Below are 12,063 nucleotides of genomic sequence, written 5' to 3'. Positions count from 1 at the left end.
CGTCCGTGATGGTGCTCACCATGCCGCTGCCGGGATTACACGCGTGCGTCACGGAACTTAAAACTTGTCCATGTAATGCCGGGTCTGAGTGGCGATTGCCGGGCCGTACTGGACAGTGCGGCCGCGTCCGGCTAGCCCTTTGACAGGGAATTGAGGGGAAGGGGTCATTCCATGATCGACCGGCGCGCATTGCTGTCGGCGGCAGCCGCTGCCGGCGTTTCACTGGCCCTGCCCGGTGAAGGGATGGCCCGGTCGAGCTGGCAGGACGCCAGCCTTGCCCAAAAGCTGGGCCGGATGCTGATCCTCGGATTCCTGGGACAGGACGAGACGGCCGGTGATGCCGCGCGGATCGAGGCGCATCTGGGCGAAGGGCGCATTGGCGGCGTCCTGTTTCTGCGCCACAACGCGCGCCAGCGCGCCGGAGTGGAGGGGCTTGCTGCCCGCTTCCGCGCCGCCGCCCCCCATGCCTGGCTGACCATCGACCAGGAAGGCGGACTCGTGCAGCGTCTCAACGAGGAGATGGGCTATGGCGATATCCCGCGCGCGATGGATCTCGCCGGCGCGGGCATCGAGGCGGCGTCGCTCGCCTACCGGGATGCCGCGCGCGAGTTGAAGGCGGCCGGCTTCAACCTCAACCTCGCCCCGGTCGCCGATCTCCACCAGGAGGCCAACCTTGTCATCGGCCGCTATGGCCGCGCCTACGGCACCGACCCTCACGATGTGGCCCGCTATTGTGCCGCCTTCATAGAGGCGTTCGAGGCGGAGGGCATTGCGTGCGCCGTCAAGCATTTTCCCGGCCACGGCCGATCGGAGGGCGACAGCCATGACGGCTTCGTCGATATCACGGAGAGCTGGAGCTACGAGGAGCTGGTCCCGTTCGCCGATCTCGTGCGTTCCGGCCACGCGCATCTGATCATGGGCGGGCATCTCATCAACCGGCGCATCGACCCGTCCGGCGAACCGGTAACCTTCTCGCGCCGGGCCATTGAGGGTCTGCTGCGCGATGTCATCGGCTATCAAGGCGCCGTCATTACGGACGATCTCGACATGGGGGCGATCCGTGACAACTACTCGCGCCGCGACGCGGTACTCGGCGCGATCCAGGCCGGCAACGACCTGTTGCTGATCTCCAACTCGGCCGATCCCGATCCCGAGCTGCCGCAGCATATCCTTGGGTGGGTGGAAGAGGCGATCGAAGACGGCTCCCTGCCGGCCGAACGGATCGATGCGGCGATGGCGCGCCTGGACGCGCTCGACCGGCGAATCCTGCGCGCCTAGTTCTGCGCCATCAGACTGGCGGCCACACGGCGGCCCGTGCGCGGTATGGATGTGTGCGTGGCGGCGCGCTCCAGGGCGTTGAGCCGGGTGCGGTCGAGCCAGATACCGCCCACCATCACGCCTGCGGGAAATTCTACCGCGCTGATCTCGGTCAGAGGGTCTCCATCGACCAGGATGAGGTCGGCGCGCTGACCGGGCGCGATCCGGCCGCGGTCGGTCCAGCCCAGCGCCTGCGCCGGATTGATCGTCGCCGTCCGCAAGGCGTCGTGCGGCGAAAGTCCGGCTTCGACCAGAAGCTCCAGCTCCCGCGTCAGGGACCGGCCGGGCAGGTTGGTGAAGATCCCGGCATCGCTGCCGGCAAGCAGGACAATGCCGGCCTCGTGCATCTGCCGCGTCGCGTCGCGGTAGAAGGCGGCCCGAGGCACTTCGCGCGGCTCCGGGTCCACTCCGCTCCAGAAGTCGTAGACACCCGATTCCAGACGACTGATCAGCGGGTTGAGCGTGCCGGTCCCCTCCCGGCTCAGATAGGCGCCCTCGCTTTGCGCCACCCGGATCAGATTGTCGTGGGCGATGAGGGTCGGGGTGACCGTTACGCTGTGGGAGGCCATCTCCTCGGCAAGCAGCACCATCGCTTCTGCGTCCAGGCGATCGCGCAGGCCGTGCCAGACGATCGACTCGGTGTGCTCGATCGTGAGGAATCCGTCGTCGAGCACGTCCTCGAACCGGATCTCGAACGGCTGGTCGTAGGGTATGCCCTCGCCGCGAAACCCCTCCGGAGTGTGTCCGCTCACCGTCATGCCGAGCTGCGCCGCCTCGTCCAGCACCGCCAGGTAGGCGTCGCGTTCGAGGTTGGAATAGACTTTCAGCGCTCGATAGCCCTGATCGTGCTGCCGGCGGACTGCGGCGCGCGCCTCTTCGCTCGTGGTGACGAGCATGTGGTTGTCTTGCTGATTGGGGCCGGGACTGTTGAGGATCGGGCCTGTGGTTATCAGCGAGGGGCCGAGAAGGCGGCCGCTTTCGATACGCCGCGCCAGGGGGAGATGGAACGGCATGCCGGACATGTTGCGGACACCGGTCACGCCGTGTGCCAGATAGCCCGCCAGCTCCGCCTCGTCCCATAGATGGATGTGTGCATCGATGAGCCCGGGAAGCAGCGTTCGGCCCTGGCCGTCAATGCGCAGGACGTCGCCGGCTAAAAGCGAGGCGGGCACGGTCAGTTCGCCTGCCTGTCCGACAGCGGCGATCTCGCCGCCGACCACGAGGATTGCCCGGTCCGGCTCGCTCTCGGGTGCATCCGGGTCCATCGTGACGAGGCGCACCGGTTCGATGAGGATGGCGGCTGGACGCGTGGCTGGCGGGCGCAGCCCGTGAGGCGGCGCGAGCGATGCCGCGACAAGCGCGACGAGCCCGAGAACCAGGGCACCCAGCGCCGCAATTACAATCCGGCCAAGCATTGCTGCCTCCCTCCCATATCCCATCATTTGTCTCGCACGAACCTCTAGCATGCGCGCCTTGCGCGGCGACAAAAAAGAAGGGCGGCCCGAGGGCCGCCCTTCCTGTCTGTGCCGTTTGAGAGGCTCGGGCCTAGAAGCCCATGCCGCCCATACCGCCCATGTCCGGAGCCGGAGCCGAGGACTCTTTCTTCGGCTTCTCGGCCACGGCCGCTTCGGTCGTGATGAACATGCCGGCCACCGAGGAGGCGTCCTGCAGCGCATGACGCACGACCTTGGCCGGGTCGATCACACCGAAGTCGAGCATGTCGCCATACTCTTCGGTGTAGGCGTTGTAGCCGAAGGAGGCGCTGGAGTTTTCCAGAACCTTGCCGACGACGATGGAGCCTTCCACGCCGGCATTCTGGGCGATCTGACGGATCGGGGACTGCAGGGCGCGCGCAATGATGGCGATACCCTGGGTCTGATCGTTGTTCTCGCCTTTCAGGCCTTCAAGCACCTTGGCAGCCTTGAGCAGGGCGACGCCGCCGCCGGGCACGATGCCTTCTTCCACCGCAGCGCGGGTGGCGTTCAGCGCATCGTCAACGCGGTCCTTGCGCTCTTTGACTTCGATCTCGGAGCCGCCGCCGACCTTGATCACGGCAACACCGCCGGCCAGCTTGGCAAGGCGCTCCTGGAGCTTCTCCTTGTCATAGTCGGACGTGGTGTCTTCGATCTGCTTGCGGATCTGGTTGACGCGGCCTTCGATGGCCTCTTTCTCGCCCGCACCGTCGACGATCGTGGTGTCGTCCTTGGTGATGGACACTTTCTTGGCAGTGCCAAGCATGTCCAGCGTGACGTTTTCCAGCTTGATGCCGAGGTCTTCGGACACGACCTGACCGCCGGTCAGGACCGCGATGTCTTCCAGCATCGCCTTGCGGCGATCGCCGAAGCCCGGCGCCTTGACCGCTGCGATCTTCAGGCCGCCGCGCAGCTTGTTGACCACGAGGGTGGCCAGCGCTTCGCCTTCGACGTCTTCAGCGATGATCAGCAGGGGGCGGTTGGACTGAACCACCGATTCCAGAACCGGCAGCATCGGCTGGAGCGAGGAGAGTTTCTTCTCGAACAGCAGGATGTACGGATCTTCGAGCTCGGCGCGCATTTTCTCGGTGTCGGTCACGAAGTAAGGCGACAGGTAGCCGCGGTCGAACTGCATGCCTTCGACGACTTCGAGCTCGGTTTCGAGGGATTTGGCTTCCTCGACCGTGATGACGCCTTCATTGCCGACCTTGTCCATGGCGTGGGCGATCATGTCGCCGATCTCTTTTTCGCCATTGGCCGAGATCGTGCCGACCTGGGCGATTTCAGAGCTGCCCTTGATCGGGGTCGAGATCGATTTGATCTGCTCGACGACCTTCTTCACGGCGGTGTCGATACCGCGCTTGAGGTCCATCGGGTTCATGCCGGCCGCGACCGACTTCATGCCTTCGCGGATGATGGACTGGGCCAGAACCGTGGCGGTCGTGGTGCCGTCGCCGGCTTCGTCATTGGTGCGCGATGCAACTTCGCGGACCATCTGCGCGCCCATGTTCTCGAACTTGTCTTCCAGTTCGATTTCCTTGGCGACGGAGACGCCGTCCTTGGTGGTGCGCGGAGAGCCGAAGGATTTTTCGATGACGACGTTGCGGCCTTTCGGGCCGAGCGTGACTTTTACCGCGTCGGCAAGCGTATCAACGCCCTTGAGCATCTTGTCGCGGGCGGAAGCGCCGAATTTGACTTCTTTGGCAGCCATGAGTGCAAACCTCTGTGTCTAGATAAGTGAAGGATCGGTTCGTGCCGGGGGATGTGCGCGGGTATCGCGCGGCCATCGCCTGGAGAAACCGACTAGTTTTCGATGATGCCCAGAATGTCGGACTCTTTCATGATCAACAGCTCGTCGCCGTCGACCGTGACTTCGGTGCCGGACCATTTGCCGAACAGGACGCGGTCGCCCTTTTTCACGTCGAGGGTGCGCACGCTGCCATCTTCCTTGATGGCGCCGGAGCCGACGGCCACGACTTCAGCTTCCTGCGGCTTTTCCTTCGCCGTGTCGGGAATGATGATCCCGCCCTTGGTTTTGGCTTCTTCTTCGATGCGCTTGACCAGCACACGGTCGTGCAGAGGACGAAATGCCATCGCTTCTCTACTCCATTCCACGAGCCGAAAATGGCTCTTTTCAGGGTTGTCAGATCTAGCCGTCAGCGCACTGGCACTCGCCAGGGCCGACTGCTAACAGAGGCGGAGGTAAGAGGGCGCGGCATACGCGTCAAGAGGCAGGAACGTCACCGGGATCGATTTTTCCGCACCCTGGCGCAATTGCTTGCGCAAACAGGCGATCAGAAGCCTTCCAGAACCAGCTTGCCCCGCGCTTTGCCGCTTTCGAGTATCTCGTGGGCGCGGCGCACATTCGCTGCCGAGACCGGACCCAGCGTGTCGGTCAGGGTGGAGCGAATCTTGCCCGTCTCGATCAGGCCGGCGATCTCGGCGAGGATCTCGCCCTGGCGCGCCATGTCCGCGGTCTGGAAGAGGGGGCGGGTGAACATCAGCTCCCAGTGGACCGAAACCGCCTTGGTCTTGAAGCCCTTGATGTCCAGCGTCTCGGGATCGTCGATCAGTCCGAAGCGGCCCTGTGGCGCGATCAGCTCGGCGATCTGGTCGATATATTCGTGAGTGTGGGTGATGGAGAAGACGAAGCCGGGAGCGCCGATGCCCAGCGCCTCCACCTGCTCGGCCAGATTCGCGCTGTGATCGATGACGTGGTGGGCGCCCAGCTCTTCGGCCCAGGCCTTGGTTTCGGGCCGGGAGGCGGTGGCGATCACGGTCAGGCCGGTCAGCGCGCGCAGCAGCTGGATCGTGATCGAGCCGACACCGCCGGCGCCGCCGATGACCAGCACGGCCCTGGCCGCGCCCGGTACCTCGTCCTCGACCCGCAGGCGGTCGAACAGCATCTCGTAGGCGGTGAGCGAGGTCAGCGGCATGGCGGCGGCCTCCGCATCGCTCAGGCTGACCGGCGCGCGCGAGACGATGCGCTCGTCCACCAGATGATACTCGCAATTGGTCCCCGGCCGGTCGATGGAGCCGGCATACCAGACCCGGTCGCCCTGTCTGAAATCCGTGACGTCCGATCCGGTTTCCACCACTTCGCCGGCTGCGTCCCAGCCCAGGATGACCGGGCTATCGCCTTCCACCGGGCGGTTGGCGCGCACCTTGGTGTCCACCGGATTGACCGAAACCGCCTTGATCCGGACCAGAAGATCCCTGGCCCCGGGGGCAGGGCGTCCGGTCTCGAAATCGATCAGCGCATCGGCGCGCTCCAGCGAACCGGGATTGGTGTAACCGACGGCTTTCATGGGGCGCTCCAGAGGTGGCGAAAGGGAAAAGGGTGCTCGGGATATGGCGATGGCCGGAGGCAGAACAAGGGTTGGACGATCCGCTCTCCTGCCAACGTTGAACGCCTGAGCAAGGATCGGGTCGAGCCGAGCCGGCAATGTCCTCAGTTTGGGCTGTGTCAGCAAAAAGGAGATTCTGATCATGCTTGAAGGCAAGACTGTGATCATCACCGGTGCCAGCAGCGGCATCGGTGCGGCTTCAGCAAAACTCTTTGCCCGGAATGGCGCCAACCTCGTGCTCGGCGCGCGGCGCGGGGAGCTTCTGGAGAAGGTCGCCAGGATCGTCAGAGAGGAAGGAGGGCACGTCATAGTCGAAGCGGGCGACGTACGCGATGCGGGGTATGCGGCGCGGCTCGTGGAGCGAGCAGAACACGAGTTTGGTGGGCTCGACGCCGCATTCAACAACGCCGGTACAACTGGTGCTCTCGGGCCGATCGCCGAAATGGAGGCAGGCAACTGGCACGAGGTTCTCGCGACGAATCTCACCAGTGCATTCCATTGTGCGCAGAGTCAGGTCCCGGCGCTCAAGCGCAGAGGCGGTGGATCGATCGTGTTTACGTCATCCTTCGTCGGTTACACGGCGGGATTGCCGGGTATGGGAGCTTACGCCGCGGCAAAAGCCGGGCTGATCGGGCTCTCCCAGGTCCTGGCGGTCGAACACGGGGCCGACGGGATTCGCGTCAATGCCCTTCTTCCCGGCGGCACAAAGACGGAGATGGCCGGGAATGACCCGGAATACCATGAGTTTGTGGCTGGTCTTCATGCGCTCAAACGCATGGCCGAGCCGGAGGAAATCGCCCGCGCGGCGCTTTTCCTGGTGTCCGATCAGTCAAGCTTTGCAACCGGCAGTGCGATGATCGTTGACGGCGGCCACTCCGTCTCCAAGTTCTGATCCGCGCGCCGCTCCCGTTCGCGATAACTTTTTTTGACAGACGGCCGGAATGCGTAGGCATTCAGCCGCAGTTCATTATGGTGCGCGCTTGTTAGAACCGTATTTCACGGAACCCTTGGCGAAGGCGGGGGTTATCCGGCTGAGTTATTGGCCTTCAGGAGGGACTATCCCATGAAATTTCGTTCCATTCTCGCCGCCGGTCTGGCGCTCGGCTTTGCCGCCGCCTGCACCACCACCGACCAGTACGGCAATGTGAATCAGAATCGCACCGGCACGGGCGTCCTCGCCGGCGCGGCTGCCGGGGCCCTGCTGGGCACGCTGGCGGGCGGCGACGATCGCCGCAACGCGCTGATCGGCGCGGGTGTCGGCGCGCTGGCCGGTGGTGCCACGGGCAATTACATGGACCGCCAGGAAAACGAGTTCCGCCAGCGTCTGCGCGATTCCGGTGTGACCGTGCGCCGCGTGGGCGACGAGCTGGTCCTGGTTATGCCGGGCAATCTCACGTTTGCGACCGATTCCGCTGCACTCGAGCCGCGCTTCGGTCCGATCCTGAACGATGTGGCCGATGTGCTGCAAACCTATCCGGCGACCTATGTCGACGTGATCGGGCACACCGACTCGGTGGGCGCGGCCGACTACAACCAGCTTCTGTCCGAACGCCGGGCGTCCTCCGTGGCCCAGGCGCTGATCCAGCGCGGTGTCATGCGTGACCGTCTCTATGTCGCGGGCATGGGCGAATCCTCGCCGGTCGCGACGAACGACACCGATGCGGGCCGGGCAGCCAACCGCCGCGTGGAAATCAAGATCGCGCCGCACACGCAGAGCTGATAGACGGGTTCGAGCGTTCGAACCGAAGTCTTGACGGCCCGCCGGCGCTCGCCGGCGGGCCGTTTCGTTAACGACCTGTCAAGTCCGGTTAACTCAGTTTAGGATCGAACCGGGTAAGTGACTCGCCGGCCAGGACCGAAGACCTGGTCGCGAGTGCGGACCCAGACTTGAACGAGAGTGACGGTAAGACCCATGCCCCGCGTCAGCGATGTTCTGGTAGTTCTGACCTATGCGATGATTGCAGTCGTCGCATCGCTGGCGTTCGAGCGCTTCGGACTGCTGTCCTCGGGCCTTGCCTGGATCATGGGCGCGGTGGTCTTCCTGATCGCCGGCCAGGTTCACGCCGCCGCGGCACGCGCGGAAGAACGCCGCACGCTGGCGCGCGACCTGCACGAGCTGCGCGCCGCGAACATGTCCCTGCTTGAAGAGCTCGAAGAGGTCCAGACCCGTCTCGAAACCGTCGAGACAGGAACCGGTCCGCAGCGCAAAGGGGCGGCTGCGTCTCGCCATGAGGACGGCGATCACGCGGAGGAAGCCTACGAGCTGTCCGATGCGGTCGAGGGCGTTGAGGGCTATTCGATTCCCGCCAGCGCCGCGCGCGCGCAAAACCCGCAGGACGAGCGCCTGATCGCGGACCTGATGAGCCGTCTGGAACGTGCCGGGCAGTCGACCGCGGCCAATCTCACCGATGCGGCCGATCCCGACATCGTACGCGCGGCGCTCGATGCCAACCGCATCGATCTCTACCTGCAGCCGGTGGTCAGCCTGCCCCAGCGGCGGACGTATTTCTACGAAGGCTTCTCCCGCCTGCGCGACGAGAAGGGCGAGGTGCTCGCACCCGCGGCTTTCCTGCAGGCGGCCGAGGACGCCAATCTCATCACTGATCTCGACAATCTGATGCTGTTCCGCTGTGTGCAGATCATCCGGCGCCTGACCAAGTCCGACCGCCGGATCGGGATTTTCTGCAATGTCTCGCTGCGCTCCATCGCGGACGAGGAATTCTTCCCCGCCTTCCTCGATTTCCTGCGCCGCAATTCGGATCTGGCCGGCTCGCTGATCTTCGAGATGACCCAGGCCGCCTTCGAGGGCCGCTCGGCGACTGCGGCGCGCAACATGGCGCGCCTGGCCGATTACGGATTCCGCTTCTCCATCGATCAGGTCTCCAACCTCTCCATGGACCTGGCTGAGTTGCAGCGCGCCGGCGTGCGCTTTGCCAAGGTGGAGGGCCGCCGCCTGGTGGATGCCGCCCATGGCGCTGAGCCGATTGCCGGGCGCGAACCCGGCGCCATCGCGTCCGAAGACATTGCCGGCCTGTTCGCGCGCTACGGCGTCGATCTCGTGGCCGAGAAGATCGAGACCGAAAGTACGGTCGTCGAAGTCCTCGACCTCGATGTCGGTTACGCCCAGGGCCACCTCTTCGGCGCCCCGCGCCCGGTGCGCGAGGACGTCATCGCCGAAACCGACTACGCCAGCGCCGGCCACCGCCGCGCCGGGTAGGGTCTTTCAGACAATCACACGCTCTGAAATTCCGGGCGCAGCAAAGCGCAGATCCGGGACGGCAGGGAGATTGTCCTAACGGCCCGTGCTCTCGATCCTGCGATGTCGCCCGACACCCTCATCCTTGTATGTGCGTGCTGTGGCATAATGGGCGGGCCTGGAAGGACCGGGGGTTGGGGTTTTCAAAACCGATCCAAATTTCTCTTTCCCAGCGAAAGCTGGGACCCAGAGCTCGTGGAGCGCTGTCATCCGATGACACAGCCCCGTCCTCTCCTGGGTCCTGACTTTCGTCAGGAAAGAAAGACAATCCTGTCTGCCCCGAGCCCCGCTCTTCCTGACGTTGGCCGCGGTTTCAGCCATAAGCACTGAAATCCCGGAGCACAGCTTCAACGCACAAGCATCTCTTGGAGGCTGCTCGCGCGGGCGCACTTGCAGACAAGGCTTCGCCAGACAAACCCGTCGCGCCCGGCTTCCTGACCCGATGCCCCGCTTAAACCTCAATGTTCACATAGTCCTTTCTTCGCCGCCGGTGCAGTCCTGCTCGATGCGGCATCGGGGAGATCATCATGACCATTGAAGCGCTGCTTATCTGGCTGCTTATCGGCGCCATTGCCGGCTGGCTGGCTGGAATTATCGTGAAGGGCTATGGCTTTGGCCTGGTCGGAAACATCGTCGTCGGGATTGTCGGCGCCTTTGTCGGGGGCTGGCTCTTCGGACAGCTCGGCATCGCCATCGGTTCAGGTATCGTCGGCTCGATCATCGGCGCGACCGCCGGCGCCGTCGTGATCCTGCTCCTGCTCCGCCTGGTCCGGCGCGCCTGACGGCGCTCTCTGGCCGTCTGCTTCGTCTCTTTCCTGACGAAAGTCAGGGCCAAGGAAGGACAGGCGGAACCTCACGATCTCTGGACCCCGGCTTCCGCCGGGGAAGAGGCGGGAGGCTTTTTCCGCTCGCCTTCCAATGCTTCGAGGCCGCTTCGCGGCCGCCTCAGCATGAGGGGAGGGGAAAACGGGGACACTGGAAAAATGGGGACGCACGCCTGTTTCCGTCGAACACGGCGATCGGCACCGCGCTCCCCGGGCTTATCCCCGCCCGCCCCTGACGCCCCCACACTGCGCGCCGGCTCTTTCTCAATCCGTATAGGTCCCCCGCGCATCCTCCGGCAGGATGAGAGTCGTGGTAGTAGTAGGAGTCGCTTTTCCGGCGGTTTCGACTCTCACTGCACTTCGATGACGGCGTCGACCTCGACGGCGGCATTGAGCGGCAGGACCGAACATCCGACCGCGCTGCGGGCGTGACGGCCGGCTTCGCCAAAGACGTCCACCATCAGGTCGCTGGCCCCGTTGATCACCTTGGGCACGTCGGTGAAGCCAGGATCCGCATTGACGAACCCGCCCAGCTTGACGACCCGGACCACCCGGTCGAGATCGCCTTCGCACGCCGCCTTGAACTGGGCGATCAGGTTGATGGCGCACAGGCGCGCGGCCTTCTGCGCGGTTGCCAGGTCGACCTCGTCGCCGACCCGGCCCGTCATCAGCCCGTCAGGGCCGAACGCGATCTGGCCGGAGACGTGGACCGTGTTGCCGGTCCTGGCGAACGCCACGTAATTGGCTACCGGCGCGGCGGCTTCGGGCAGGGCAATGCCCAGTTCGCGCAGGCGGGCGTCAATCGTCGACATGGCGGTCACTCCTTGAGTTTGCTGGCTATAGCCTTCATATCCTTGGCAGGCGGTACGCGGCAATGCACGCTGACCGCTGTGAGGGGCAGGGCCGAAGCGAAGGGGGCGAAGGAGTGGAGGCGTCGATGCGCGATTTCGCCGAACCGCAACTGGAAGTGACCGATATCGAGTTTGCCGCCGCCGACGGACGCCTGCTGGCCGGCCGCCTCTACATGCCCGAAACCGTGCGCGCGGTGATGACCGTGAATGCCGCGACCGGCTACCGCAAGGAATTCTACGACGCCTTCGCCCGCTCGGCGGCGCGCTGCAACTGGGCGGTTCTGACCTACGACTATCGCGGTCAGGGCGCCTCGCTGTCCGGCCCGGTCGCGCAGGATCCGGCCACGATGCTGGACTGGGGCCGGTTCGACCAGCCCGCGGCCGCCCGGGCGGTGACCGAGCGCTTTCCGGGCAAGCCGCTCGACGTGATCGGCCATTCGGTCGGCGGCCATTTTGTGGCGCTGCTGCCCGAGGATCTGCCGCTGCGGCGCGTGGCGCTGCTTTCCTCGTCCTCAGGCTATTGGGCCAAGCATAGCGGCATGATGAAGACGTTCGCCTGGAGTTTCTGGCGTATCTTCGGCCCGGCCTTCCTGGCGACGCACGGATACATCCCCAAGGGTCTTTTGTGGAAGGGCGAAGCCCTGCCGCCGGGGGTCTGGAAGGATTGGCGCGACTGGGGCGTGCGCCCGGATTATTTCCGCGACAGGCTGGCCGAGGAAGGCCTGCTCAGCCGATATGCCAGTTTCGATCATCCGATCCGCGCCTGGGTGCCCGATGACGACCCGATCGCCAACCCGGCCACCTCGCGCTGGCTGCTCGAGCAGTACGAGACGGCGCCGACCGAGATGAAGATCGTCAGCCGGTCCGATCTCGGCCGGGGCCAGATCGGCCATCACGGCCTCTTCCACCCGGCCATGGCCGACGTGTTCTGGCCGCAGATCTGGCGCTGGCTATCGTGCGAAGAGGCGCGGCGCGCCGCCTGACGCGGCGCGCAAA

At 64.9% G+C, this 12,063-nt stretch carries 11 protein-coding genes; 6 read left to right on the top strand and 5 right to left on the bottom strand.

Going from position 1 to position 12,063, the window contains the following annotated elements:
- Positions 1–171 precede the first annotated feature (171 nt).
- On the top strand, positions 172–1,278 hold the full coding sequence (locus tag E5162_RS13465) for a glycoside hydrolase family 3 N-terminal domain-containing protein (protein WP_135945795.1): 1,107 nt from the start codon (positions 172–174) through the stop codon (positions 1,276–1,278).
- Here E5162_RS13465 and E5162_RS13460 read toward each other — a convergent pair.
- The 4 genes from E5162_RS13460 to E5162_RS13445 form a co-directional block, all read right to left on the bottom strand.
- A complete protein-coding gene (locus E5162_RS13460; RefSeq protein ID WP_158291311.1) occupies positions 1,275–2,732 on the bottom strand; it encodes an amidohydrolase family protein in 1,458 nt (485 codons plus the stop codon). The genes E5162_RS13465 and E5162_RS13460 overlap by 4 nt on opposite strands.
- A gap of 130 nt (positions 2,733–2,862) precedes the next feature.
- Entirely contained in the window at positions 2,863–4,500 is a 1,638-nt protein-coding gene (gene groL, locus E5162_RS13455; protein WP_135945793.1) for a chaperonin GroEL, read from the bottom strand.
- A 92-nt stretch (positions 4,501–4,592) separates the two neighbouring features.
- A complete protein-coding gene (groES, locus tag E5162_RS13450) occupies positions 4,593–4,883 on the bottom strand; it encodes a co-chaperone GroES (RefSeq protein ID WP_135945792.1) in 291 nt (96 codons plus the stop codon).
- A 200-nt stretch (positions 4,884–5,083) separates the two neighbouring features.
- Positions 5,084–6,097 carry a zinc-binding alcohol dehydrogenase family protein gene (locus E5162_RS13445; protein WP_135945791.1) on the bottom strand — a complete coding sequence of 338 codons (1,014 nt, stop codon included), beginning with the start codon at positions 6,095–6,097 and terminating at the stop codon, positions 5,084–5,086.
- 178 nt (positions 6,098–6,275) lie between these two features.
- Between E5162_RS13445 and E5162_RS13440 the strand changes: the two genes are divergently transcribed.
- The 4 genes from E5162_RS13440 to E5162_RS13425 all read left to right on the top strand — a co-directional run bounded on the left by E5162_RS13440 (position 6,276) and on the right by E5162_RS13425 (position 10,174).
- Positions 6,276–7,028: an SDR family oxidoreductase gene (locus E5162_RS13440; RefSeq protein WP_135945826.1), complete on the top strand. Its 753-nt coding sequence runs from the start codon at positions 6,276–6,278 to the stop codon at positions 7,026–7,028.
- A gap of 171 nt (positions 7,029–7,199) precedes the next feature.
- A complete protein-coding gene (locus E5162_RS13435) occupies positions 7,200–7,856 on the top strand; it encodes a YiaD family glycine zipper/OmpA-like lipoprotein (protein ID WP_135945790.1) in 657 nt (218 codons plus the stop codon).
- A 192-nt stretch (positions 7,857–8,048) separates the two neighbouring features.
- On the top strand, positions 8,049–9,353 hold the full coding sequence (locus tag E5162_RS13430) for an EAL domain-containing protein (RefSeq protein ID WP_135945789.1): 1,305 nt from the start codon (positions 8,049–8,051) through the stop codon (positions 9,351–9,353).
- Between the two features lie 566 nt (positions 9,354–9,919).
- Positions 9,920–10,174 carry a GlsB/YeaQ/YmgE family stress response membrane protein gene (locus E5162_RS13425; protein ID WP_135945788.1) on the top strand — a complete coding sequence of 85 codons (255 nt, stop codon included), beginning with the start codon at positions 9,920–9,922 and terminating at the stop codon, positions 10,172–10,174.
- Positions 10,175–10,566: 392 nt separating this feature from the next.
- Here E5162_RS13425 and E5162_RS13420 read toward each other — a convergent pair whose 3' ends face one another.
- Positions 10,567–11,028, bottom strand: coding sequence for a RidA family protein (locus E5162_RS13420; RefSeq protein WP_135945787.1), 462 nt, complete (start codon positions 11,026–11,028; stop codon positions 10,567–10,569).
- Positions 11,029–11,153: 125 nt separating this feature from the next.
- On the opposite strand from E5162_RS13420, the gene E5162_RS13415 reads away from it, so the two are divergent.
- Positions 11,154–12,050, top strand: coding sequence for an alpha/beta hydrolase family protein (locus tag E5162_RS13415; protein WP_135945786.1), 897 nt, complete (start codon positions 11,154–11,156; stop codon positions 12,048–12,050).
- Positions 12,051–12,063 lie beyond the last annotated feature (13 nt).

The sequence above is a fragment of the Marinicauda pacifica genome (genome assembly GCF_004793635.1).
Taxonomy (GTDB): domain Bacteria; phylum Pseudomonadota; class Alphaproteobacteria; order Caulobacterales; family Maricaulaceae; genus Marinicauda; species Marinicauda pacifica.
Note: the sequence above shows the minus strand (reverse complement) of the source record. Positions and strands in the feature narration are given on the sequence as shown.

What these genes read in the sequence shown, in the direction of transcription:
- groES (WP_135945792.1), bottom strand. Translation starts at nt 4,883, where the DNA reads ATGGCATTTCGTCCTCTGCACGACCGTGTGCTGGTCAAGCGCATCGAA.
- E5162_RS13420 (WP_135945787.1), bottom strand. Translation starts at nt 11,028, where the DNA reads ATGTCGACGATTGACGCCCGCCTGCGCGAACTGGGCATTGCCCTGCCC.
- E5162_RS13460 (WP_158291311.1), bottom strand. Translation starts at nt 2,732, where the DNA reads ATGCTTGGCCGGATTGTAATTGCGGCGCTGGGTGCCCTGGTTCTCGGG.
- E5162_RS13415 (WP_135945786.1), top strand. Translation starts at nt 11,154, where the DNA reads ATGCGCGATTTCGCCGAACCGCAACTGGAAGTGACCGATATCGAGTTT.
- E5162_RS13445 (WP_135945791.1), bottom strand. Translation starts at nt 6,097, where the DNA reads ATGAAAGCCGTCGGTTACACCAATCCCGGTTCGCTGGAGCGCGCCGAT.
- E5162_RS13430 (WP_135945789.1), top strand. Translation starts at nt 8,049, where the DNA reads ATGCCCCGCGTCAGCGATGTTCTGGTAGTTCTGACCTATGCGATGATT.
- E5162_RS13465 (WP_135945795.1), top strand. Translation starts at nt 172, where the DNA reads ATGATCGACCGGCGCGCATTGCTGTCGGCGGCAGCCGCTGCCGGCGTT.
- E5162_RS13435 (WP_135945790.1), top strand. Translation starts at nt 7,200, where the DNA reads ATGAAATTTCGTTCCATTCTCGCCGCCGGTCTGGCGCTCGGCTTTGCC.
- groL (WP_135945793.1), bottom strand. Translation starts at nt 4,500, where the DNA reads ATGGCTGCCAAAGAAGTCAAATTCGGCGCTTCCGCCCGCGACAAGATG.
- E5162_RS13425 (WP_135945788.1), top strand. Translation starts at nt 9,920, where the DNA reads ATGACCATTGAAGCGCTGCTTATCTGGCTGCTTATCGGCGCCATTGCC.